The sequence below is a fragment of the Clostridiales bacterium genome (assembly GCA_018333995.1).
Taxonomy (GTDB): Bacteria; Actinomycetota; Coriobacteriia; order Anaerosomatales; family SLCP01; genus JAGXSG01.
Genome location: JAGXSG010000033.1, coordinates 1 through 22963, shown reverse-complemented (window position 1 = coordinate 22963; position 22963 = coordinate 1). Strand labels below are relative to the sequence as shown.

At 63.7% G+C, this 22963-nt stretch carries 22 protein-coding genes and 1 other RNA gene; all 23 read left to right on the top strand.

Annotation, left to right across the window (positions count from 1 at the left end; translation table 11 throughout):
• The first annotated feature begins 3 nt into the window (after nucleotides 1–3).
• A complete protein-coding gene (locus tag KGZ40_09555) occupies nucleotides 4–2217 on the top strand; it encodes a bifunctional (p)ppGpp synthetase/guanosine-3',5'-bis(diphosphate) 3'-pyrophosphohydrolase (GenBank protein MBS3957752.1) in 2214 nt (737 codons plus the stop codon).
• Nucleotides 2214–2834, top strand: a complete 621-nt coding sequence (locus KGZ40_09550) for an MBL fold metallo-hydrolase (protein ID MBS3957751.1) — start codon at nucleotides 2214–2216, stop codon at nucleotides 2832–2834. Before KGZ40_09555 ends, KGZ40_09550 begins: the two co-directional genes overlap by 4 nt.
• A 131-nt stretch (nucleotides 2835–2965) precedes the next feature.
• Nucleotides 2966–4243: a histidine--tRNA ligase gene (locus tag KGZ40_09545; protein MBS3957750.1), complete on the top strand. Its 1278-nt coding sequence runs from the start codon at nucleotides 2966–2968 to the stop codon at nucleotides 4241–4243.
• 17 nt (nucleotides 4244–4260) lie between these two features.
• Nucleotides 4261–6027 carry an aspartate--tRNA ligase gene (aspS, locus tag KGZ40_09540; GenBank protein MBS3957749.1) on the top strand — a complete coding sequence of 589 codons (1767 nt, stop codon included), beginning with the start codon at nucleotides 4261–4263 and terminating at the stop codon, nucleotides 6025–6027.
• A 75-nt stretch (nucleotides 6028–6102) separates the two neighbouring features.
• A non-coding RNA gene (ssrS, locus tag KGZ40_09535) (6S RNA) lies at nucleotides 6103–6280 on the top strand.
• A gap of 23 nt (nucleotides 6281–6303) precedes the next feature.
• A complete protein-coding gene (locus KGZ40_09530; GenBank protein MBS3957748.1) occupies nucleotides 6304–6906 on the top strand; it encodes a hypothetical protein in 603 nt (200 codons plus the stop codon).
• Between the two features lie 57 nt (nucleotides 6907–6963).
• Nucleotides 6964–7323, top strand: a complete 360-nt coding sequence (locus KGZ40_09525) for a hypothetical protein (protein MBS3957747.1) — start codon at nucleotides 6964–6966, stop codon at nucleotides 7321–7323.
• 50 nt (nucleotides 7324–7373) lie between these two features.
• Nucleotides 7374–7778, top strand: a complete 405-nt coding sequence (locus KGZ40_09520) for an ATP-binding protein (GenBank protein ID MBS3957746.1) — start codon at nucleotides 7374–7376, stop codon at nucleotides 7776–7778.
• A complete protein-coding gene (locus KGZ40_09515) occupies nucleotides 7765–8547 on the top strand; it encodes a SigB/SigF/SigG family RNA polymerase sigma factor (GenBank protein ID MBS3957745.1) in 783 nt (260 codons plus the stop codon). Before KGZ40_09520 ends, KGZ40_09515 begins: the two co-directional genes overlap by 14 nt.
• A gap of 10 nt (nucleotides 8548–8557) precedes the next feature.
• Complete coding sequence (locus KGZ40_09510) at nucleotides 8558–9787, top strand: AI-2E family transporter (protein MBS3957744.1); 1230 nt, start codon at nucleotides 8558–8560, stop codon at nucleotides 9785–9787.
• Complete coding sequence (gene alaS, locus KGZ40_09505) at nucleotides 9784–12411, top strand: alanine--tRNA ligase (GenBank protein MBS3957743.1); 2628 nt, start codon at nucleotides 9784–9786, stop codon at nucleotides 12409–12411. The genes KGZ40_09510 and alaS overlap by 4 nt, the downstream gene beginning before the upstream one ends.
• 3 nt (nucleotides 12412–12414) lie before the next feature.
• A complete protein-coding gene (ruvX, locus tag KGZ40_09500; protein ID MBS3957742.1) occupies nucleotides 12415–12867 on the top strand; it encodes a Holliday junction resolvase RuvX in 453 nt (150 codons plus the stop codon).
• Complete coding sequence (gene mltG, locus KGZ40_09495; GenBank protein MBS3957741.1) at nucleotides 12845–13915, top strand: endolytic transglycosylase MltG; 1071 nt, start codon at nucleotides 12845–12847, stop codon at nucleotides 13913–13915. The genes ruvX and mltG overlap by 23 nt, the downstream gene beginning before the upstream one ends.
• 1 nt (nucleotide 13916) lies before the next feature.
• Nucleotides 13917–14879: an ABC transporter ATP-binding protein gene (locus KGZ40_09490; GenBank protein ID MBS3957740.1), complete on the top strand. Its 963-nt coding sequence runs from the start codon at nucleotides 13917–13919 to the stop codon at nucleotides 14877–14879.
• On the top strand, nucleotides 14879–15610 hold the full coding sequence (locus tag KGZ40_09485) for an ABC transporter permease subunit (protein MBS3957739.1): 732 nt from the start codon (nucleotides 14879–14881) through the stop codon (nucleotides 15608–15610). Before KGZ40_09490 ends, KGZ40_09485 begins: the two co-directional genes overlap by 1 nt.
• Nucleotides 15610–16275: a hypothetical protein gene (locus KGZ40_09480; protein MBS3957738.1), complete on the top strand. Its 666-nt coding sequence runs from the start codon at nucleotides 15610–15612 to the stop codon at nucleotides 16273–16275. Before KGZ40_09485 ends, KGZ40_09480 begins: the two co-directional genes overlap by 1 nt.
• Nucleotides 16276–16299: 24 nt before the next feature.
• Nucleotides 16300–16794 carry a YqeG family HAD IIIA-type phosphatase gene (locus KGZ40_09475; GenBank protein ID MBS3957737.1) on the top strand — a complete coding sequence of 165 codons (495 nt, stop codon included), beginning with the start codon at nucleotides 16300–16302 and terminating at the stop codon, nucleotides 16792–16794.
• A 48-nt stretch (nucleotides 16795–16842) separates the two neighbouring features.
• On the top strand, nucleotides 16843–17751 hold the full coding sequence (gene aroE / locus KGZ40_09470) for a shikimate dehydrogenase (GenBank protein ID MBS3957736.1): 909 nt from the start codon (nucleotides 16843–16845) through the stop codon (nucleotides 17749–17751).
• Nucleotides 17748–19430, top strand: coding sequence for a Flp pilus assembly complex ATPase component TadA (gene tadA, locus KGZ40_09465; GenBank protein MBS3957735.1), 1683 nt, complete (start codon nucleotides 17748–17750; stop codon nucleotides 19428–19430). Before aroE ends, tadA begins: the two co-directional genes overlap by 4 nt.
• Nucleotides 19431–19571: 141 nt before the next feature.
• Nucleotides 19572–20198, top strand: coding sequence for a roadblock/LC7 domain-containing protein (locus KGZ40_09460; GenBank protein ID MBS3957734.1), 627 nt, complete (start codon nucleotides 19572–19574; stop codon nucleotides 20196–20198).
• A 44-nt stretch (nucleotides 20199–20242) separates the two neighbouring features.
• On the top strand, nucleotides 20243–22009 hold the full coding sequence (locus KGZ40_09455) for a DUF4388 domain-containing protein (protein ID MBS3957733.1): 1767 nt from the start codon (nucleotides 20243–20245) through the stop codon (nucleotides 22007–22009).
• A gap of 16 nt (nucleotides 22010–22025) precedes the next feature.
• Complete coding sequence (locus KGZ40_09450) at nucleotides 22026–22556, top strand: ATP/GTP-binding protein (protein MBS3957732.1); 531 nt, start codon at nucleotides 22026–22028, stop codon at nucleotides 22554–22556.
• A 3-nt stretch (nucleotides 22557–22559) separates the two neighbouring features.
• On the top strand, nucleotides 22560–22963 hold a 404-nt coding region (locus KGZ40_09445; GenBank protein MBS3957731.1), incomplete at its 3' end, for a hypothetical protein.

Here is a 22963-nt window from a genome sequence, read left to right as displayed (position 1 = left end):
TTCGTGCCCGCCACCATCGAACAGATCGAGGAGCAGGTCAGGAAGTATATCCCTGGCGCAGACCTCACCGATCTCGCGGAGGCGTATGCGCTTGCGGTCGAGGCGCACGAGGGACAGACGCGCAAGTCGGGTGAGCCGTTCGTGAAACACCCGATCGAGGTCTGTCTCATCCTCTCAGAACTCCATCTCGACACCGCGACACTCAAGGCGGCCCTCCTGCACGATGTCGTCGAGGACTCCCGGTACGATCTCGCCGAGATCCGCGCACGCTTTGGCGACGAGGTTACTGACCTGGTAGATGGGGTCACCAAGCTCGGCAAGATTGAGTTCGAGTCGCTTTCTGAGGCGCAGAGCCAGAACTTGCGCAAGATGCTCATCGCGATGGCCAAGGACATCCGTGTCATTTTGATCAAGCTCGCTGACCGGCTTCATAACATGCGGACCCTCTCGGCGCTGCCACCTGAGCGCAGGCGCGACAAGGCGGTCGAGACGATGGAGATCTACGCGCCGCTCGCGCACCGTCTCGGCATCTCAAGCATCAAGTGGGAGCTTGAAGACCTCGCGTTTTACTACCTCGAGCCACGCAAGTTCCATCAGGTTCAAAAGATGGTTGCCGAGAGTCGGGCGGCGCGCGAGGCCTACCTGCACCAGGTGATCGATCAGCTCCAGTCAGAACTCGCCGAAATCGGCGTTGAAGCGGAGATCAGCGGCAGGCCCAAGCATCTGTACAGCATCTACCAGAAGATGTCGCACAAAGGTAAGGACTTCAACGAGATATACGACCTCATCGCATTGCGCGTGATCGTTGACTCCGTGAAAGACTGCTACGGCGCACTCGGTACCGTGCACAGCATCTGGAAGCCGGTCCCGGGGCGCTTCAAAGACTACGTCGCGATGCCCAAGTTCAACATGTACCAGTCGCTGCACACGACCGTCATCGGTCCAGCGGGACGGCCGCTTGAGATCCAGATCCGCACCGAGGAGATGCACCGGACCGCCGAGTACGGTATCGCCGCTCACTGGCGCTACAAGGAAGGCAGCCGCAGCGACGAGAGCTTTGACGAGCGGCTGGCGTGGCTCCGTCAGATGCTTGAGTGGCAAACCGAGCTTAAAGACCCGCGCGAGTTCATGGAGGCGCTCAAGATCGATCTGTTCGAAGACGAGGTGTTCGTCTTCACGCCAAAAGGCGACGTCCGATCGATGCGCCGAGGCTCCACGCCGATCGATTTCGCGTACGCCATCCACACCGAGGTCGGGCACCACTGCGTTGGCGCGAAGGTCAACGGTGCGATCGTGCCCCTCGGCTATGAATTGCAGATGGGCGACAGGGTCGAGATCCTCACGAACAAGAGCTCGTGGCCGAGCAGGGATTGGCTCAACGTCGTCAAGACCTCCTCGGCGAGAAGTAAGATACGCAACTTCTTCAGCAAGGCGAGCCGTGAAGACGACCTGCAACGGGGCCGCGACGAGCTCGGCAAGGTGATGCGCAAGCACGGGCTTGGGATCAGCTCGTCGCCCGCTACGCGCGCGCTCAACGCGGTCGCCTCCGAGATGAACTTGCAGGCTGCCGAGGACCTGCTCGCGCACATTGGGAGCGGGAAAGCGTCAGCGAAGCAGGTTGCGGGAAAGCTGCTCAAGCACATGTCGGTCGAGGCCGGGAAGCCCACTCCTGAGCCCGAGGCGTTGCCGCTCTCGGTGCCAATGGTGCCGCCACGATCGAAACGGAAAACGACCGGCGGCGGGGTGAAGGTCAAGGGCATCGATGACATCCTTGTGCGGCTTGCGCGCTGCTGCACCCCCGTACCCGGAGACGAAATCGTCGGCTTCGTGACGCGAGGACGGGGGGTGTCTGTCCATCGGCGCGACTGCCCAAACGCCACCGATCTTCTCAAGAGCCCGGAGCGCATCATTGATGTGGAGTGGGACCGCGGTTCTGAGACCACGTACCAGGTTGAGATCGTGATCGAGGCTGTAGATCGCATGCGGTTGTTGCAGGATGTCACGTCGGTTCTTGCCGAGGCGGGCGTAAACGTGCTCGCCGCCCACACGGCCACGGATCGTGGTGGGATATCGACGATGCGCTTCCTCTTCGAACTCGGCAATATGGAGCGGCTTAACACGTTGCTTAAAGATGTCCGTGCGATAGACGGCGTGTTCGAAGCGGCGCGGATGATGCCCGGTGAAGGGCGCGCGCGTACGAGAGGACAGAACGGATGAGGGTAAAACGCCTCGTAGTAGGCCCACTCGACACGAACTGCTTCATCATCAGTGACGACGACGGCGCCGCCGCGCTCGTGATCGACCCCGCCGAGGAAGCCAAGAGCATCCTTGACGCGCTGGCTGAGACTCCAGTCGCGGCCGTCATACTGACTCATGGCCACTTTGATCACCTCGGGGCGGCTGGCGAGGTGTGTGAAGCTACCGGCGCGCCGCTTCTCGTGCACGCTGACGACGCTGAGTTCATCGTGTCTCCGGAAGGGACGGGTGGCGCGCTGTTCGGGTTTCACGCAACCGCTCCAAGAGCGGATCGCACGCTCGTTGACGGTTCCGTGATTGAGTGCGGCTCGCTGACGTTTACGGTGCTTCACACCCCCGGACATACGCCGGGCTGCATCTGCCTGTATGGACACGGGCACCTTTTCAGCGGCGACACGGTTTTCGCCGGGAGTGTTGGCCGCAGCGACTTTCCGCGCGGTGACGCGCGTGCGCTCAGCCGCTCGATTGCCCAGCGCATCGCGCCACTTCCCGACGAGACGCTCGTTCATCCGGGGCACGGTCCTGACACCACGATCGGCCGTGAGCGCGCAGTGAACCCCTTCTTCCCGAGGGCATAGCGTCTGCGGCACTCCCGCGAGGGGTATCGCCCGCCACGGCCTTTCGCGATGCCGTGGCTATCGCGCCCACGTTGCCGCATAATCGGAAACCCGTATCGACTCATTGCGCCGAGGAGGTCTTCACCCAACCGATGGACGTACGCGCGCCCAGGGGTACCGCCGACATGCTTCCCGCGACCGCGCGGGCGTGGGAGTACCTGACTCGCACCGCGCAGGAGCTGTTCGCGCGCTACGGTTACGAGCCGATCTACACTCCGATCTTCGAACACACCGAGGTCTTTGCGCGCGGCATCGGCGAGGCGACCGACATCGTCTCCAAGGAGATGTACACGTTCCTCGACCGCAGCGACCCGCCTAACTCACTCACGCTCAGGCCCGAGGGCACCGCGAGCGTCGTGCGTGCCGCGCTCCAACACTCGCTCGTGCCACAAGGCTCGGTCGCCAAGGTCTACTACGCGGGTCCGATGTTTCGCTACGAACGCCCGCAGAAGGGCCGGATGCGCCAGTTTTGGCAGATTGGCGTGGAGTGCCTAGGTGCGGACGGGCCGAGCGCGGACGCGGAGGTCATCGCGCTTTTGTGGCGATTCTACGAGGCGGTTGGCATCCCCGCGGAAAACACGCGGCTACTCATCAACTCGATGGGTGACGACGCATGTCGTCCCGCCTACCGCCGGGATGTCGCGGCTTACATTCGCGATCACGCGGCGGAACTGTGTGACGAGTGCAATCGCAGAGCGGACACCAACCCGCTTCGAGCGTTTGACTGCAAGCGCCCGTCGTGTGCGGCGATCATGGCCGACGCTCCGTCAATTTGCGACTCGCTTTGCGAGGCGTGCGCCGTGCACTACGCTGCGGTCAAGGGCCACCTCAACACGCTCGGGATCGACTACATCGAGGACCCGCGCCTTGTGCGTGGCCTCGACTACTACACGCGCACCGTGTTTGAGGTCCAAGCGGATGCCGGTCTCGGGGCGCAAAACGCCATCGGAGGAGGGGGCCGCTACGACCGCCTGATGGAGGAGTACGGCGGGCCGCCCACACCCGGTCTCGGGTTCGCGCTCGGGTTCGAGCGTACCCTGCTCGCGATGGAGGCGGCCAGCGTCAAGGTGCCTGCGCCACCGGTGGCCGAGGCGTACGTGGCGCGTGTTGACGCGTCGGTGTCCGGCACCGTTTTTTCGGTGGTGGCCGCGCTGCGCGACGGTGGGGTCGCCGCCGAGATGGACCACCAGGGCCGCTCGCTCAAGGCGCAGTTCAAGCAGGCGGACCGTCTCGGCGCGCGCGTGGTGGTCGTGGTCGGTCCTGACGAGATCGCCGCAGGCGAAGTCACACTAAGGCACATGGGTACGAGAGAAGAATCCCGGATCGCGATCACCGGCGTTGCAGACGCGGTGCGCGGACTCATCAGCTAGGAAGGCGGTAGCCCCAGATGTCCCACGTCGCCCACTCCGTTCGCACGCACCTGTGTGGAGATCTGCGCGCCGATCACGTCGGCCAGACCATCACGCTCGCGGGATGGGTGCACCGCCGCCGCGATCATGGGGGACTCATCTTTGTCGACGTTCGCGACCGCACCGGTATCGTGCAGTGTGTCTTCGCGCCGGAGACAGGCGAGGCCTTCGCGATCGCCGAACGTTTGCGCCCCGAATGGGTCGTCCTTCTTGAAGGCGTGGTCCGGGCACGTCCGGAGGGAACTAAGAACCCGGAGATGCCCACCGGCGAGGTGGAGGTAGCGATTCTCTCGGCCACGATCCTCAATACCGCCGAGACACCCCCCTTCGAGGTCTCAGACGGCATCGAGACCGACGAGACGACTCGCATGCGTTACCGCTACGTCGATATCCGCAGGCCCGAGATGCTCTCGTGCCTCGTGCTTCGCGATACCGTGGCGCAGGCGTTTCGCCGTTCGCTTGGCGACAGAGGGTTCCTCGAGGTAGAAACACCGATTCTCACGAAGTCAACGCCCGAGGGCGCGCGCGACTTCATCGTGCCGAGTCGCATGAACCCGGGGAAGTTCTACGCGTTGCCGCAATCTCCCCAGCTCTTCAAGCAGCTGCTTATGGTGGGCGGCGCCGACCGCTACTACCAGATCGCCCGGTGCTTCCGTGACGAGGACCTGCGCGCTGACCGCCAGCCGGAGTTCACGCAAATCGACATAGAGATGTCGTTTTGCACGCAAGAGCACGTGCTCGCTACCGTCGAGGAGGTTATGGCGGAAGTCATGGCGGCGGCGGGCGCTCCGTGGTCTGCCGAGATACCGCGTGTCACCTACGCCGAGGCGATGGACCGATTTGGCTCCGACCGTCCCGACACGCGCTTCGGAATGGAGCTTCACTGCCTCACGTCCACGTTCGCCAACTCCCAGTTCAAGGTCTTTTCGAGTGCGCTCGGCGCGGGCGGCAGGGTCAAAGGCATCAATGCGAAAGGTGCTGGAGATTGGAGCCGCGGCAGGATCGACGCGCTCAACCAGCTCGCGATCGACAACGGCGCGAAGGGGCTCGCGTGGGTCGCGTTTCCCACCGATGGCGACGTGCGCTCGCCGGTTGCGAAGTTCTTCTCCGCCGAGGAGATCGATTCCTTGCGTGACGTTCTTGCCATCGAGCCGGGCGACCTCGCGCTCATCGTCGCCGACCAGCACGACCTTGCCAACGTGGTGCTCGGCGTGTTGCGCGTGCGCCTGGCCGAGGAGATGGGGCTTGCTGCGTCAGGGTTCCATCCCCTGTGGGTTGTCGACTTCCCGCTCTTCGCATGGGACGAGGAAGAGAAGCGCTACACCGCGAGCCATCATCCGTTCACCCGTCCGTTCGACGAGCACGTTAATGCGCTCGAGAGCGATCCTGCGTCCGTGCTGTCGTACTCCTACGACCTCGTGATCAATGGGCTCGAGATTGGAGGCGGCACGTTGCGTGTGCACGATACCGCTCTCCAGCGGCGCATATTTACTGTGATGGGCCTCGATGAGGCGGAGGCCGCCGACAAGTTTGGATTCTTGCTCGAGGCGCTCGCCTCGGGAGCTCCTCCTCATGGCGGCATCGCGTTCGGGTTCGACCGGCTTGTGATGCTGCTTGCGGGCGGACGCTCGATCCGCGACGTCATCGCGTTTCCCAAGACGAGTTCCGGGGCGTGTCCGCTCACCGGCGCGCCCGACGCGGTCTCTGCCCGGCAGCTCAAAGAGGTGCACCTGAAGTCGGAGTGAAGGATCCAGCCCTTGAACTCCGCTCGTGTCGCATCGTGTCGTTGTCGCCTCGATGCGCACGCGCTACACTGAAGGTGCGCTTCGCCTTGTCCGTGACTTCGGCATAAAGCGGGAGAGCCAACACCTTTTCTACGGGAGCCTCATCATTCCTCGGCGGAAAGGTATCCCTTCGGGGAAGCTGGAAGTCGATGGTGCGGGCACCCACCTGCTGAGGCAGGTTCACCGTGTCGGGGCACGGCAAGGCGGGGCCGCCTCGCCGAAGAGGAGGACAATACCATGCGCAGACCAGTCGCAGCACTAATCGCAGTCACGTCGCTTGCGGTCACCTTCGCCCTTGTGGGGTGTGGAGGGGGCGCAGAACCGGCCGCGGAGCAGCCCGCCGCACCCGCCGCCGATCAGGCTCAGGCCCCGGCGGACCCAGCGGTCACGCCCCCGGTGGACCTCTCACCACTCGAGGAGTCTGTCTACGAGCCGTTCCCGCGCGATGAGGAGGCTCTTCCGGCCGAGCTTGCCAGCCGTTTGGATGCGGGTCAGCCGCTCTTGATCGTGTTAATCGATCGCAGTCAAGCGACGACCGACGATCATGAGGCCGTCATCGAGAACCTCATGGAGAAGTACCGTGGGCTGATCAGCGTGCTCGCCTTCGACGTCGGGAAGTTTGTCACGCAGGGCGAGGAGGGTCTTGTCGTCGTAGACGAGAAGATCAGCAACGATCCGGTGTCCGCGCCGGTCGCTCGCCTCATCGGAGCTGACATGCTCGATGTGCGCTTCACGCCCTACACGGTGATCGTTGACGCGAACGGCTACATAACGTGGCGCCACCGCGGAGTCGTCAACGACAAGACCCTGGAGCGTGAGATCATCCGGGTCACCGACTGATCGTATTTCCTTTGGTACACTCTAGCGGTGCCCGCCCGGCGATAGAGAGGTGCGCGCGTGGAGTGGACCCAGACGCTCGTCGTTGTGCTACTCGTCGTTGCGATAGCCGCACTCTGCGTGCTGATTTACGCCCTTGTTGAGGCTATCGCGACGGTGCGCGCCGCCCGGCGAGTGGCGCGCGATATCGAGGAGCGGCTGCCTGGACTTGCTGAGAAGGCGGAGGTCGCGCTCGACGCGTTTAGCGCCGAGCTGCTCCGGCTCGACGCTATCATCGGCCAGGTCGAAGAGGTGACCGCCCGTGTCAACGGCGCGGCCACGCTCATCTACGAACTGGCGAATGTGCCCACAACCGCCGCGTCGCTGGCGAGTGAGGGCCTCAGGAGCGTGTGGCAGAGAATGAAGCGGGACCGCGGCTGAAGCCGGATGAGTCCTCAAAGCACGAAGACCGGATACCATGCGGAGGCCAGATGTCTACTGATCGCATCACACTTGCGGTACCCTCGCGGGCCGAGTACGCACGAACCGTGCGTATGACTGCGTCAGCCCTGGTGGGAAGGGCAGACGCCACCTACGACGACTTGGACGACGTGCGCATCGCCGCCGAGGAGGTCTTCGTCTACGCGTGTGACCACATCGGCACGGCTTCGGAAGTGGTTCTCGTGTTCGAACTCGGTGAAGCCAGCGTCGATATCCAGGTCCGGCTTCAAGGAAGCGACCGAGTGACTGATGAGGACGCGGAACGCCGTGCCGCATATGCGACGTTCCTGCTCCAGTCGGTCACCGACCACTACGAGCTCTCATCGGACCTCGATGGGGCGTACCTCAGGGTCTCCAAACGATTCTCCCAGGAGCCGCGCGATGCCGAGGGCTAGAAGCGGCGATTCCTCCAGGAAGCTGACGTGGGACAAGGCGCACACACGCGAGCTGTTCCGCCGCTTTCGCGATGAGGCGGATGAGGCCGCCCGCGATGAGCTCATAACGATGTACCTCAACCTCGTGAAGTATCTTGCGAGCAGATTTCGCAACAGAGGCGAACCGATCGATGACCTCATCCAGGTAGGTACCATCGGCCTCATCAAGGCGATCGACCGGTTCGACACAGACAGGCAGGTCGAGTTCACGACGTACGCTACGCCCACGATAGTTGGCGAGCTCAAGCGGTATTTTCGCGATAAGGGATGGGCGATCAAGGTTCCGCGGCGTCTCCAGGAGTTGTCATTTAAGGTTAACCAGGCGATGGACGCGCTCACGCAGCGTCTCCAGCGTTCTCCATCGATAGCTGAGATCGCCGAGTATCTCGAGGTGACTTCAGAGGAGGTGCTCGAGGCGATGGAGACGAGTGAGGCGTACAACTTCGTCTCGCTCGAGTCAGACCGGGGAGGGGACGGGCGCGAGTCGTTCAGTATCCTTGAGTACATCGGCAAGGACGATCAGCTCATGTCGGTGGTGGAGGATCGCACGACGCTTGCCGCGGCGCTCAAGGGTTTGACCGCCCAGGAGCAGCGAGTGCTCTACTTGCGCTTCTTCGAGGGCCTCACGCAGACTGAGATCGCGCGCCGGATGGGAATCTCACAGATGCAGGTCTCCCGTATGCTACGCAAAACACTGCGAGTTCTGCGGCACAACATCGTCAGGGATTAGGAGAGGGACGATGGGCGAAGGACACCATGCGGACCGGATTGAGCGCTGGCGTCGCGTAGCGACCGTGAGTTGGGCGCTTGTGGGGCTGGTACTGCTCGTCTCGTTCGCCTTATGGATGCTCGGGACGGTGGCCTCAGCGCTCACGCCCTTCGTGCTCGCGCTTGTCGTCGTCTTTCTCCTGCGCAGGCCCGTAGCCGCGCTCCAAGCCCGAGGAGTGTCGCGCTCTCTTGCGGTTGGTTTGTGCTATCTCGTGCTCTTGAGCTCGATAGTCCTGGCGGGCGTGTTCATCGTCCCGCCGCTCATCACCGAGGTGAAGAGCTTCTCGCAGGCGTTTCCTTCGTACTACGACAACGCCTACAGGCTCTGGCTGCAGATCGAGCGTGAGTACATCGCCATCGATCTGCCCGCATGGGTCTCGGATGTCGCGATGGCTTCGCGAGAGAGCGTTGTCTCGTGGATCACGGATGTTTCCCGCGGCCTCGCACGCGGTGTGGTCGCTGTTGGCGGGCAGATCGTCGGCTTCCTCGTTAATGCGTTTCTAGCGCTTGCGCTTGCGTTTTTTGTGCTGCGCGACCTGCCCACTCTCAAGTCAGAACTGCTCTCGCTTTCAGGTCCGGGACGCCGTCAGGAGTCGCTGAAGCTCGCCGGTGATGTGACCGGCGTGCTCGAGGGCTACATCCGAGGGCAGCTCATGATCGCGACGATCGTGGGTGTCGCCACGGGCGTGGGACTCGCGATTCTCGGCGTGCCATACGCGCTTGTCATCGGCCTCATCGCGGGCGTGGCGAATCTCGTTCCGTACCTAGGCCCAATCGTGGGCGGCAGCATCGCGGCGATATCAGCCGCGTTCATCGGCTGGAACACTGTCGTCTTCACGCTCATCTGGATCGTCGCGCTCCAGCAGCTCGAATCCACCTTCCTGCAACCCAAAATCATGTCGCACCACGTGCACATGCACCCGGTGCTCGTGATACTCTCGCTGCTCGTGGGTGCGACGCTTTTTGGCCTTGTAGGCATGATCTTGGCTGTGCCGATCGCCGCCGTAGGCAAGGTGCTCTTCGTCCACTACTACGAGAAGTGGACGCAATCGTCCATATCCGCCGAGGACGGCGCACTGTTTCGAAAACCGCGCTTGTGTACAGACCCGGCCGTGCGCCACGATACGGTCGACGCCAAGCCCGCGCATGATGCGGAAGATGACGCCGACGAGCCACATGCAACAGGAGGAGAACGCGAGTGAAGGCCGCTGATATCCGCGAGAGTTTCCTGAGCTACTTTGAGAGCAAGGGATCGCGGCGATGGCCGTCCTCCTCACTCGTTCCCGACGATCCATCCCTCTTGCTCACCAGCGCGGGCATGGTTCAGTTCAAGCCCGTGTTTCTCGGCGTGAAGGATCTGGGTTTTACGCGCGCGGCCACATGCCAGAAGTGCGTGAGAACCACCGACATCGACATCATCGGGACCACGGGGCGCCACCACAGCTTCTTCGAGATGCTCGGCAACTTCAGCTTTGGCGACTACTTCAAGAGCGAGGCGTGTGCGTGGGCGTACGAGTACTCGGTCGATGTGCTGGGGCTCGATCCCGATCGGCTGTGGTACTCAATCTACGAATACGACGATGAGGCCGAGGAGATATGGCGCGGCGAGGTTGGCGTCCCGGCCGAGCGGATAGTGCGAATGGGCGCGAAGGACAACTTCTGGTCGGCCGGCCCCACCGGGCCGTGTGGCCCGTGCTCCGAGCTTTACTACGATCAGGGCCCTGAGACAGGTTGCGGCAGCGCCGAGTGCCAACCCGGGTGTGACTGCGACCGCTTCCTTGAGTACTGGAACCTTGTCTTCATGCAGTACGATCGTCAAGACGACGGGTCGCTTGATCCCCTGCCAAAGCAAAGCATCGACACCGGCATGGGCCTGGAACGGATCGCTGCCATCATGCAGGGCGCACGCTCCAACTTCGAGACAGACGAGCTGCGCGCGATCCTGGCTACCGCAGAAGAGCTCACCGGTGCTGTGTTTGGCGATGGCGAGCCAACCGACACCTCCCTGCGAATCCTCACCGATCACGCGCGCGCGGTCACGTTCCTCGTAGCCGACGGCGTACTACCTTCCAACGAGGCCCGCGGCTACGTGCTCCGGCGCATCTTGAGGCGCGCGGTCAGGCACGGACGTCTTCTCGGCCGTACGGAACCGTTCATGGCGCACCTTATCGATCGAGTGGTCGAGTGCATGGGGCAGGCCTACCCGGAGATTGTTGAGCACCACGACCTCGTGCGGCGGATCGCCGACGCCGAGGAGCAGCGGTTTGGCCTCACGCTCAAGCAGGGTCTTGTGTTCCTCGGCGAGGAGATCGAGCGCACTCGCACCGAGGGGCGCGCCATCGTCGACGGCGAGAAGGCGTTCACGTTGCACGACACGTACGGGTTCCCGGTAGAGCTTACCGCCGAGATCGCCGCCGAGGCCGGGATGAGTGTGGACATGGATGTCTTCGAGCGGAGGATGTCCGAGCAGCGCGAGCGCGGGCGTGCCGCCGTTAAGGACGAGTCGTGGACGTCGTTTGCAAGCGCGCTGGCCGATATCGCCGCACGAGCCGGCGAGAGTGAGTTTATCGGCTATGAGAAAAACGAGGGCGACGCGACGGTTGTCGCCATCGTAGTTGAGGGGAAGCTGGTCGATTTCGCTGCGGCTGGGACACACGCGCAGATCGTGCTCGACAGCACCCCGTTTTATGGCGAGCAAGGCGGTCAGGTCGGTGACCGGGGCACAATCGCGTCGGCACGCGGGGCAGTGTTTGAGGTGGTGGACACGACGATTTCGACCGAGGGAGTCATCGCGCACGCGGGTTCGCTGCTCGCAGGCGAACTGGCAGTGGGGGAGAGCGTCACGGCGTCAATAGACGTGATGCGGCGCGAGCGCGTGCGGCGCAACCACACCGCGACACACCTGCTGCACTGGGCGCTGCGTCTCGTGCTCGGCGAACACGTCAGGCAATCCGGGTCGCATGTGGCGCCTGACCGGCTACGTTTTGACTTCACGCACTTCGAAGCGCCGAGCGCTGAGGAGCTGCGCAAAGTAGAGCGGATGGTCAATGCGAAGGTGATGGAAAACCACCCCGTTCGCAGCTACGAGACGTCGCTTGTCTCGGCACGAGAAGCCGGGGTGACGGCGCTGTTTGGAGAGAAGTACGGAGAGTTTGTGCGAGTGCTCGAGGCCGGCAACTTCTCCAAGGAGCTTTGCGGCGGAACGCACGTGAGACGCACGAGTGAGATCGGACTCGTGAAGATCGTCTCCGAGGGTAGTGTGGGCGCTAACCTGCGCCGCATTGAGGCCGTGACCTCGTTTGACGCTCTCGAAGCGGTCGAGGCCGCTGAAGCGGCGCTTCGCGAAGCAGCTCGCGTGCTCAAGTGCGGGGTTCCTGAGGTTGCCGAGCGTGTCACGGCCCTAGAGAAGCGCGCGAGAGAATCGAGCGCGGCGCTCGCCGAAGCAAAGCGCCGCGGCTCATCCGGGGACATTGACGCGCTTGTTGAGGCCGCGATCGACGCGGGCTACCCGCTTGCGGTCGCTCGCGTGGAGGCGGCAGGCGCTGGCGACCTGCGCGAAGTTGCGGATCAGGTCCGCATGCGCCTCGAGGACGGAGCCGTTGTGCTCGCGGCCGACGCTGGAGGCTCTGCGCTCTTGCTTGCCGCAGGCTCCCAGGCGGCTGTCGCGGCGGGATTCGACGCCGGAGCGGTCATCCGGACAATCGCGCCGCACGTCGGCGGCGGCGGAGGAGGCAAGCCCGTGATGGCGCAGGCAGGCGGCAAGAACGTTGCCGGCATCGACGCCGCGCTCGCCGCCGCGCGTACGATGCTGGCACCGGGCGGCTAGCGCATGCGGGTGATCGCGCTCGATATTGGCGAGCGCCGCGTGGGAGTGGCTGTTTCGGATCCGCAGGGCGCTGTGGCGACTCCGGTGGCGGTGTTCGACGCGTCGCTGCTTGCCTCGGCCGAGCACGTTCGCGAGCTCGTTTCTGAGTGGGACGCAGGGCTTATCGTGGTTGGTCTCCCTCTGACGATGCGCGGCTTAGAAGGTCCGCAGGCGGAGCGCACGCGAGAGGCCGCCGAGCGGATTGCCGCGTTTGTCGATGTGCCGGTCACCTTCTACGACGAGCGCCTCTCCTCGGCCGAGGCAAAGCGGGCGATGCGTCAAGCCGGCGTGAGCGAGAAGAAGGCGCGAGGATCGGTTGACAAAGTGGCGGCCGCACTCTTCTTGCAGTCGTTTCTCGACTCAGGCGGGGCGGTCGCGTTCGAGGAGGCAAGGGATGCTGATGCGGCGGAGAAGTGATCGCGTGCGCGCGGGCAGGAAGAACATATCACTCATACTGCTCGCTGTTGTTGTTCTCATGCTTGGCGCTGGCGCAGGAGTCGCGTGGTGGTACACGTTTGAGCGTCCCGACAGGACCGAAGTGGAGTCTGGACTCCCTGTCGAGATCGTGATACCGGACGGCGCCTCCACCGCCAGTATCGCAACGATCCTCGCCGGGCAGGGCATCGTTACAAACGCGAACCGCTTCCGGCTCGAGTCACGCAGGGCGGGTGCGGACGGACGCCTGCGCGCCGGCACGTACGACCTCAAGACTGGCATGCCGTACTCTGAGGCGATAGCGGCGCTCATCGAAGGGCCTGCGATCAAGTACGTCACGGTGACCATTCCCGAGGGTTACGTGATCGAACAGATCGCCCGACGTTTCGAGGAGCACGCCGGAATCCCCGCCCAGGAGTTCATCACGCTTGCCAACGGAGGCTACGCCGAGTTTCCGCGCGAGTACCTGCGCGACGTCTACGGTGGCAAGCTTGAAGGGTACCTCTTCCCGAAGACCTACCAAGTCCAAGAAGGCGCGACCGCGCGCGATGTCATTGAGATGATGCTCGATCAGTTCGAGCGTGAGATCGCGCTTGTCGACATAGCAGCCGCACAAGCGCGCGGCTTCTCGCTTGCCGAGGTGGTCACGATGGCCTCGATGATCGAGCGCGAGACCAAAGTCGCCGAGGAGCGCGCGCTTGTCTCCTCGGTCATCCACAACCGCCTCGAGATTGGTATGCGGCTGCAGATTGACGCCACCATCGAGTACGTCTTGTCTGGCAATCGGTTCCGCCTCACCAATGCCGATCTTCAGATCGACAGCCCCTACAACACGTATCGCAACGCCGGTCTGCCGCCGGGACCGATCGCGAATCCGGGTCTTGCCTCGTTGCAAGCGGCGTGCGACCCCGCAGAGACCGCATACGTATACTATGTGCTGACCTCTCCTGACGGCTCGCACACATTCACTGAGACGTGGGAGGAGTTCTTGACAGCCAAGCAGCGGTCCAAGGAGGTGTTCGGGCAGTAGCATGGGAGCGCATGAGCACGCATACGCCATAGAGATTGAAGGTGCCGCGAAGCGTTACGGTGGCCGGTCCGCCCTCTCGGCGGTGACCGATGTCAGCGTTCATGTTGGCGCGGGGCGGGTACACGGACTGTTAGGTCCCAACGGGGCGGGTAAGACGACCACACTCAAGATGCTGCTCGGCCTCGTGCGCCCAAGCGCGGGAACGTTTCGCATCTTAGGGCAATCCGCTGGTCCGGCGGCCCGGGCGCACGTTGGTTTCTTGCCTGAACAGCCCTACTTCCCGCCGCTGCTGAACTCAACCGAGGTGTTGATGCTACACGGCACGCTCTGCGGGATGAGCGCCGCAGAGATCGAGTCGCGCTCGGCGGAGTTGCTTCGGCGGGTGGGTGTGGCGGGCAGGGAGAAAGCGGCCCTTTCGACCTTTTCGCGTGGGATGTTGCAGCGCGTGGGTATCGCGCAGGCGCTCGTGTCGTCCCCGCGCGTAGTCGTGCTCGACGAGCCAGCCTCAGGACTTGACCCCGTGGGGCAGAGGGATGTGCGCGACCTCATCTTGGAGCTTCGTGACGCCGGCACGACCGTTTTGCTTTCTTCGCATCAACTCTCGGAGGTCGAGGCTGTCTGCGACGAGGTGACGATATTGAATAGGGGGCGAGTCTCGGCCAAAGGGCGGATCGACGACCTTCTCAACGTGGCCGGTCGCACGTCGGTCCGGACGCGAGGCTCCTCAACGATCTTACCTGCCGAGATTCAGTCGATCATGGAGGATGTCGCGGTGTCGGGCAGCGTGTGGGTCTTCTCGGTTCCGGATGCGGCCGTGCGCGCGGTAGTCGACATACTCGACGACGGCGGCTGGGTGATCGAGTCGATCGTGCCCAAGCGCCAGTCGCTCGAGGAGTACTTTTCGCGCATGCTCGCCGAGACAGAGAAAGACGCTCCGTTTGGGGCCGGAAGCGGGGTGGCGTGATGGGACGTATCGCCGCAATTGCCCGCGCCGTGGTCACTGACGCGATCAGGCGGCGCATCATGTGGGTCGTCGCTCTGTTTGCGCTGGTGCTCGCCGCCGCGATTCCCATGCTGCCGTCGTACGGCCAGGGAATCGAGGGGGCGGTCTACCGCGAGATCGCCCTTGCGCTTGTGTACGTTGCGATGATCGTGGTCGCCCTCGCGCTCGCCGCTAACCGCATCCCCTCAGAGATCGAGCGCCGTACGGCCTACATCGTGCTCGTGCGTCAGGTCCGGCGGTGGGAGTACGTCGTTGCCTCCTGGCTCGGCATCGTTGCGACACTCGCTGCCGCCGCGATCATCTTCGGGCTCATCGTGTTCGTGACTGGATGGCTCGTATACGCCGAGCCGATGTGGTTCCTGTGGCAAGGCGTGCTCGCCATTTGGATGGAAGCCGCGATTGTCGCAGCGTTTTGCGTCGCGGTCTCCGCGGTGAGCACCCCGGTCATTGTCGCGGTCTCTGCGCTCGCGTTCCTCTTCGTCACGCACGTGCGCACCGGGTTGCTCGGCGGACCGGCGAATCCGCTTTGGAACTTCTACCCCTCGCTCGACACGTTCAACATCATCGCCCCGGTCGCTCACGGATCGGGTGTCTCCGCGGCGTACCTTGGCGCGATGGCGTTCACCTTTGCCGCTTGGGTTGCGGTGCTTCTGGTAGCGGGGTGCGTCGGATTCTCGCGGAGGGACGTCTGATGCCATCCGCCGTACGCTCTAAGATCGCTGCGGGAGCGCTCGTTGTTGCGCTGTTCGCCAGTGTGCTTGCGGGTCAGGCGGCAGCCGACTCGCTTGCCGTGGGCGGGCGTGACGCGGATACTGGCCGCGCGCTTGGCCGCGCTGGGTTTGCGTATCTGACGGGCGTGCGCACGTTTGTCGCGGCGGTGCTCTGGAACCGTATCGATCCGATCTTCCACGATTACTACGAGGACCGTCCGCTTCAAGACCACACCTACATGTTGCCGACCGTGTACGCGATCGTGGCGCTTGACCCGCAGTTCGACCAGACATACTACGTGGCTGCGTGGATACTCGCACGGCGAGGCGCCGTTGATGAGGCGCGCGCTCTCGCCGCGCTCGGGACGTCGAACAACCCCGATTCTGGGCTGCTGCTCGTGAACGAGGCGCAGATCGCGTACCTGTTCGCTGAGGACACGGAGCTTGCCATCGAGCGCGCCACCGATGCGCTTCGCCCCAATGTCTTCTGGCGCAACTTGTTTGAGCAGCACGATTCCTACGCAACGGTGCGTTCAATACTCGATGGATCCGGTAACGAAGCGTTGGCGGCCGAGGTCTCGCAACGGATCCGCGCGATCAACGCCGAGATCGACCGTCTCGGTGTCGAGGCTGATGGCGTCCACTGATACACGTCGCGATTAAGGGTATCGATGAACGTTCTCGCTCCAGACTTGTACTACTCGCACGTGACCGCGATCGATCTTGCCGATCTGGCGGCGAGGGGGGTCTCCCACCTCCTCATCGACTTAGACAACACCCTCCTGCCGAGGGACTCGTCCGAGATCTCGCCGCAGGTGCGGGAGTGGCTCGACGCCTTGGGACGGCATGGCATGTCGGCGTGTCTTGTCTCGAACAACTGGCACGGACATGTAAGCGGGGTCGCTGATGGTCTCGGGTTGCCGATCGTGGCGAAAGCCCTCAAGCCGTTCCCGGCCGCTTTTCGTCGCGGACTTGCAAGAATCGGAGGCGCGCCGGGTACGGCCGCCGTCATCGGCGATCAGATATTCACCGACGTGCTCGGCGGAAATCTGCTTGGGATGACGACGGTTCTGCTGGCCCCGCTCTCACATTCTGACTTGCCACACACGCTTGCGCTCCGTCGCCTCGAACGCCTCGTGCTAGCAGGGAGGACTCCGCTCGCGTAGACTTCGGGTCGGACGGAGTGTCGGCCTTAGGGTGCTGGAGGCGCGCGCATGGGTGTCCATATCAGCGGTCGCACGAGGCTAGCCGGGATCATTGGGATGCCGGTCGAGCACAGCGCCTCGCCAGCGATGCATAACGCCGCGTACGAGGCGCTCGGCTTGGAGTGGGCGTACGTGCCGCTCCCTGTCGCCGAGGAGGCGCACCTCGCGCGGGTTGTCTCGGCGATCCGGGTCCTGCCGTTCGTGGGATTTAACGTCACGATGCCCTACAAGGACGCCATGCTCGAGCTGTGCGACGAGGTCGCGCTCACGGCGCGGCTCGCGGGCGCCGTCAACGCGGTGCACTGCGCGGACGGTCGCCTTGTCGGCTACAACACCGACGGCCGCGGGCTCATCGATTCGCTCGCCGAGGATCTCGGATTCGACCCGGCTGGCAAGCGCGTGGTTGTGCTCGGAGCTGGCGGTGCCGCGGGGGCCGCCGTGGTCTCGCTCGTGCTCGCCAAGGCGGGCCAGATAACTGTGGTCAACCGTACGTACGCCAACGCTGAGGATCTCGTCGAGCGCATCACGCCGCACGCGCGTGACACGCGCATAGACGCAGCCGAACTCGGCGAGACTGGTGAGGAGTCGGTGTCCGCTGCCGATCTCATCGTCAACGCCACGCCGATTGGCATGGAGCCGGGTGATCCGGCACCCGTTCCCGCAAAGTGGCTTCGTGCGAACCACGTGGTCGCGGACATGATTTACGCTGCGGCGGACACCCCGCTCGTCGCCGCCGCCCGAGCGTCCGGAGCCCATGCGGTGGACGGCCTTGGCATGCTCGTGTGCCAGGGGGCGACCGCGATCGAGATATGGAGCGAGGGCGCCCAGCTCGTCGCGCCGAGGGACATCATGCGCGCGGCGGCTCAGCGCGAGCTACGGCTGCGCGCCGAGCGCGGGGGAGGTGCGGTCGCCGGATGAGCGCTGCGAGCAGCAAACGCCTCGGCCACCTGCTCGTCCAGGCGGGGCTCATCACGCAAGAACAGCTCGCTGAAGCCCTTGAGCTGATCGGTCGCGGTGGCACGCTCACGGGCGTTCTCGACGACCTTGGATATGCCTCCGAGACGGCGGTAGCGCACGCGGTCGCCGACAAGATGGGACTCGTCTTCGTCGACCTTGGAGCGTACGACATCGATCCCAACGCCGCGACGAGTCTCTCATCTGATCTCGCGCGCCGCTACACGGTGCTTCCCATCAAGATCCAGGATGGCGAGCTCATGGTCGCCATGTCCGATCCCGCGAACATCTTCGCCATCGATGACTTAAGGATCGTCACGGGGTACGAGATCAAGCCGGTTGTTGCGGTCGAGAGCGAGCTCTTCCAGGCGATCGAGAGGTTCGCGGCGTCCCAGCAAAACGTCGATGACATGGTGGGCGATCTCGAGGACACGCTTGCTGTCTCCGAGGAGGAGGCGGGGGACCTCGAGGCCGCCAAAGACGCCGAGTCGGCCGTCGCCAAGCTCATGAACGTCATTGTGACCGAGGGTATCCGCCAGGGCGCGGGAGATATCTACATCGAACCGCATGAGCACGAGCTGCGTGTGCGATTCCGAATCGACGGTGTGTGCCAGGAAGTTTTCCGCAGTCCCAAGAAGATGCATCGGCAGCTAATCAGCCGGCTAAAAATTACCTCCGGAATGGACATAGCGGAGCGCCGAATCCCGCAGGACGGCCGTTTTGGCGTAGTCCTCGACGGGAAGGGAGTCGACTTTCGCGTAGCGGTGTTGCCGCTCGTCTACGGCGAGCTGGCTGTCTTGCGGTTGCTTCGCAAAGACTCCGTGATGATGTCCCTAGAGGATCTCGGCTTCCTCGAGCAGCCGCTTGAGCGCTTGCTTGGTGCGTTGTCGCTCCCGTACGGGGCGGTCCTCGTCACTGGCCCGACCGGTTCGGGCAAGTCGACGACGCTGTACGCCGCAATCAACCGCACCAACGACATCACCACGAATCTCATCACCGTCGAGGATCCGGTCGAGTACCGGCTTGCGGGGCTCTCGCAGGTGCAAGTGCACGAGAAGGCTGGCATGACGTTTGCCGCCGCGCTGCGCTCGATTCTCAGGCAAGACCCCGACACCGTGATGATCGGTGAGATCCGTGACGCCGAGACGGGCACGATCGCGATAGAGGCGGCGCTCACGGGCCACCTTGTGCTGTCGACGCTCCACACCAACGACGCTCCCTCGGCGGTCACCCGTCTTACCGAGATGGGTATCGAGCCGTTTCTCACCGCTTCAGCCATCACCTGCGTGCTTGCTCAGCGTTTGGCGCGCCGTCTGTGCCCGGAGTGCAAGGAACAGTACACGCCAGAGGAAGAAGCGCTCAAGCGGGTCGGCTTCCCGTTTGAGCCCGGAAGCCCTCCACGCATATACCGGGCACGCGGCTGCAACAAGTGCAACAACATCGGGTATCGGGGGCGGATGGGCGTGCACGAGGTGCTTACAATGTCCGAGACGCTCGAGCGCATGACGGTCGAGAGCGCAACCGCCGACGATTTGCGCCGTCAGGCGATCTCTGAGGGGATGAAGACGTTGCGGGACGACGGCTTTGAGAAGGTGCGCATGGGAGTGACGTCTATCGAGGAGATCATGCGCGTCGTTGTGTGACAGGTGTATCCGCGCAGGGTAAGGGCTATTCTCGGTTGTGCCGATACACCCTTCGTGAGAGACTAGCGTGTGCACCTTCAGACTCCGGTACACGGAGCCAAGACGGGGTGCACTCTGTTGCCAGGGAGGTGGCTGACGCGCATGGCGGACAACCGTATCGGCGACTTCTTTATCAGCGACGTCGATGACGATGCCTACGACGACGAGGAGGTTTACATTCCCGCTCCCGTAGTCGTTCCCGTCGTTGGCGGCGCGGTTCCGCCCGTCGCGCCGCCCGACTTTGCGCCCGTCGTGCCAGCGCCACCAGCGCCACCGGCACCCGTGCCGGTTGTTCCCGCGCCCGCGCCCCCCGCATCGGCGCCGGTTCCGGCGCCGGTTCCGGCGCCGCACCCGCCTGAGCCCTCACGCGAGGATCGTCTTGTCGACGAGCTCAATCGCCTGATGACGGATTCCCCTGACATCCAGGCCGCCGCCCTTGTGAGCATGGACGGTTTCATCATTGCATCGGCGCTTCCCAAGGGGATGCAGGAGGACAGGGTCGGCGCGATGTCCGCAGCGATCCTCGGCCTCGGCGAACGGGCGGCGGTTGAGCTAGGACGGGGACACCTCACGCAGGTGTTCATCGAGGGGGCCGAGGGCTACGTCGTTCTCGTCGCAGCCGGTGATCGCGGAGTATTGACGGTGCTTGCGCCTTCCGGCGCCAAGCTTGGCTTGGTGTTCTACGACATGAAAAAGACTGCGGGTGTCATAGCCGGTATTCTCGGCTGATAGGCGTAGTGCAACTGAACGATGGGAAGGTACGTGCGCGGTAGATGGCGCTGAGAGGGAACCTCAAAGATTTCAGTCTCCCCGATGTCTTTCAGCTGGTGACGTTCAGCAAGAAGACCGGGGTCTTGCGCATTTCGCGTACTGACGGGGCCACTGGGAGTGTGTGGTTTCGCGACGGCGACGTGTTCTTCGCGCAATCCAACTGGCATCACGCGCCCATCGGTGAGCGGCTGGTTGTAGCACAGAAGGTCACGCCGAGCGCGCTTTCCCGCGCCCTTGACATCAGAGCCGCCGAGATCGATGGAGGGCGACGCCTCGGACAGATTCTTGTCGACGAGGGCTATATCACAGACAAGATCCTCGAGGCTTTCGTGCAGGAGCAGATTCAAGACACGATCTTCGATCTCATGCGCTGGGACGAGGGGGAGTTTGACTTTGAGTTGCTCCCGGAGATAGTCGATGAAGACATCGGATTGTCGGTGTCGATAGAGAACGTAATTATGGAGGGCAGTCGCCGTCTCGACGAGTGGGCGCGCATCAAGAAAAAGATCCCCTCGATGGAGGTCGTTTTCAAGATGGCCACCGCGCCCGGTGAGGGAACCTTCGAGATCTCGCTCAAGCCGATCGAGTGGAATTTGCTTCTGCTGATTGATGGCACGCGGAGCGTGGCGGAACTCGCTCGCGAGACCTCACGCACTGATTTCGAAGTTGCGCGCATAGTGTACGGGCTGTTCAGCGCGGGACTCCTCGAGTTCGCGTCTGACGCGGAAGCGGCCCGTCTGCGTGCCGAGCGCACCGAGAGGGAGGCCGAAGCCGCGGCGCTCAGGGCCGCAGCCGCGGCTGCGGTACCCGCGCCAGCACCCGCGCCGGTGCCAGCGCCGCAGGTGGCGCCCGCGCCCACACCCGCGCCGCAGACTGCGCCCGCACCTGCACCAGCGCCCGAGCCAGAACCGGATCGTGTGCCTGAGGTTCCGAAGTTCCTGGCCGCTGAGCCCAGGCAAACGCCCAGTTCTGACGACATGGCCGTGTTCGAGCAGATGATGGGAGTGCTCGAACAGCCGGCGGCGGCAGAACCAGAACCAGAACCCGAGCCCGAACCAGAACCCGAACCGGAGCCCGAACCGGAGCCAGAGCCCGGACCAGAGCCAGAGCCCGAGCCCGAACCGGAGCCAGAGCCCGAGCCCGAACCGGAGCCAGAGCCCGAGCCCGAACCAGACTTCGAGCGGGATCTGCTCGCTCTCGGACTCGGAGAGCCGCTCACCGCCGATCTGCTCGAACCAGAACCGGAACCTCAGTTCGAGCCTGAGCTTGGCCCCATCCTTCTTGAAACCGATGATCGCGACATCGAGCCGCTTCAGGTTGAGCGCTTGTCGAAGGACGCCGTGCGGGCTCCGCTCGGCGTGCTGCCGGACGTAGACGAGCACGCCCCTGTCCAGGAGGCCCGAGAAGCTGCCGATGAACAACAGCGAGCACCGGACCTCGGTGACATCCTGGACTCTCTTGAGCAGGCGCCAGTTGAACCGGCTGTCGGAATCATCCAAAGCGAGACGTTCGCGGACTCACCGCCGCCAACGGAAGGAATCATCTCGACCGACTCCTTTCTCGCCGAGTTCGACGACGGTGATTTTGACATCAGCATCCGTAGCGGACTTGGTGATGAACTTAACGCGCTTACCGGTATCGAGCGTTCGCGACCCAAGGCCAGCGTCAACAAGTTGCCGGACTCCGGTCGCGAGTTTGGCATCAAGCGGGACCAGGCCGTAGACCGAGCACTTGTGCTCAAGATCATCGAGGGCGTGAAGAAACTGTGATCAAAGATCGGGCGGCATGATGCAGTCGGTGAAGGTCGTCGTGACTGGCCCGTTCAACGCGGGCAAAACCACATTTATCAAATCGGTGAGTGAGATCACCGTGCTCTCTACCGAGCGTCAGGTGAGCGATATCGGGAACGAGGGCTCGGGCGAGACCACCGTCGCGATGGATTTCGGACGCATCACGGTCTCAGACGACGTGGTCCTCTACCTCTTCGGGACACCCGGCCAGGAGCGGTTCTCGTTCATGTGGGAGACGCTTTCCGAGGGGATGCTCGGATTTGTGCTTCTCGTCGATGCGATGGCAGCAGACTCACTTGCCGACGCCCGGAGCATGATCGAGTTCTTCCGCCAGATGTCCGACGTGCCCTTCGTGGTCGCGGCGAACAAGGTCGCCGCCGATGACCTCGACGCGCTGCGAGCGCTCCGCGCCGACCTTGGCATCGACGACAGTGTTCCACTTCTGCCGGTGGACGCGCGGGACAGGGACTCGGTGAAGGCCGTACTGCTCGGCCTGCTCTACCGCATTCTCGATAGCATGGGGTGACGGGTGGACCCTCGGCTCTACATCTTGGCCGGGTCATTCGCACTTCTCCTCGCGGCGATCGTGTACCTGGCAGTTTCGCTGCGTGCGCGCAAACGGGTGAGTGCTCGCAGACAGACCACATCCGCCGATGAGACCGGAGTGCTCGATTCGCCCGTCGAGGACGGACGTACCCGCACGGCTCTGTTGCATGGAGCGCTCGCGACACCGCTGCGAGCTGGTGATTGGCGTCCGCACGATGATGTCCCGGATGTCCCGGATGTCCCGGTTGAGCGCGTAGAGCCGGTTGAGCCCGCGCCGGAGCCCGAGCCCGAGCCCGAACACGATGACCTTCTCGACTTGCTGCCTCCGCTTGAAGCGACACCCCCCGCACCCCCCGCCCCCCCCGCCCCCCCGGCACCCTCCGCACT

What these genes read in the sequence shown, in the direction of transcription:
- KGZ40_09550 (MBS3957751.1), top strand. Translation starts at nt 2,214, where the DNA reads ATGAGGGTAAAACGCCTCGTAGTAGGCCCACTCGACACGAACTGCTTC.
- KGZ40_09545 (MBS3957750.1), top strand. Translation starts at nt 2,966, where the DNA reads ATGGACGTACGCGCGCCCAGGGGTACCGCCGACATGCTTCCCGCGACC.
- aspS (MBS3957749.1), top strand. Translation starts at nt 4,261, where the DNA reads ATGTCCCACGTCGCCCACTCCGTTCGCACGCACCTGTGTGGAGATCTG.
- KGZ40_09530 (MBS3957748.1), top strand. Translation starts at nt 6,304, where the DNA reads ATGCGCAGACCAGTCGCAGCACTAATCGCAGTCACGTCGCTTGCGGTC.
- KGZ40_09520 (MBS3957746.1), top strand. Translation starts at nt 7,374, where the DNA reads ATGTCTACTGATCGCATCACACTTGCGGTACCCTCGCGGGCCGAGTAC.
- KGZ40_09515 (MBS3957745.1), top strand. Translation starts at nt 7,765, where the DNA reads ATGCCGAGGGCTAGAAGCGGCGATTCCTCCAGGAAGCTGACGTGGGAC.
- KGZ40_09510 (MBS3957744.1), top strand. Translation starts at nt 8,558, where the DNA reads ATGGGCGAAGGACACCATGCGGACCGGATTGAGCGCTGGCGTCGCGTA.
- ruvX (MBS3957742.1), top strand. Translation starts at nt 12,415, where the DNA reads ATGCGGGTGATCGCGCTCGATATTGGCGAGCGCCGCGTGGGAGTGGCT.
- mltG (MBS3957741.1), top strand. Translation starts at nt 12,845, where the DNA reads ATGCTGATGCGGCGGAGAAGTGATCGCGTGCGCGCGGGCAGGAAGAAC.
- KGZ40_09490 (MBS3957740.1), top strand. Translation starts at nt 13,917, where the DNA reads ATGGGAGCGCATGAGCACGCATACGCCATAGAGATTGAAGGTGCCGCG.
- KGZ40_09485 (MBS3957739.1), top strand. Translation starts at nt 14,879, where the DNA reads ATGGGACGTATCGCCGCAATTGCCCGCGCCGTGGTCACTGACGCGATC.
- KGZ40_09480 (MBS3957738.1), top strand. Translation starts at nt 15,610, where the DNA reads ATGCCATCCGCCGTACGCTCTAAGATCGCTGCGGGAGCGCTCGTTGTT.
- KGZ40_09475 (MBS3957737.1), top strand. Translation starts at nt 16,300, where the DNA reads ATGAACGTTCTCGCTCCAGACTTGTACTACTCGCACGTGACCGCGATC.
- aroE (MBS3957736.1), top strand. Translation starts at nt 16,843, where the DNA reads ATGGGTGTCCATATCAGCGGTCGCACGAGGCTAGCCGGGATCATTGGG.
- tadA (MBS3957735.1), top strand. Translation starts at nt 17,748, where the DNA reads ATGAGCGCTGCGAGCAGCAAACGCCTCGGCCACCTGCTCGTCCAGGCG.
- KGZ40_09460 (MBS3957734.1), top strand. Translation starts at nt 19,572, where the DNA reads ATGGCGGACAACCGTATCGGCGACTTCTTTATCAGCGACGTCGATGAC.
- KGZ40_09455 (MBS3957733.1), top strand. Translation starts at nt 20,243, where the DNA reads ATGGCGCTGAGAGGGAACCTCAAAGATTTCAGTCTCCCCGATGTCTTT.
- KGZ40_09450 (MBS3957732.1), top strand. Translation starts at nt 22,026, where the DNA reads ATGATGCAGTCGGTGAAGGTCGTCGTGACTGGCCCGTTCAACGCGGGC.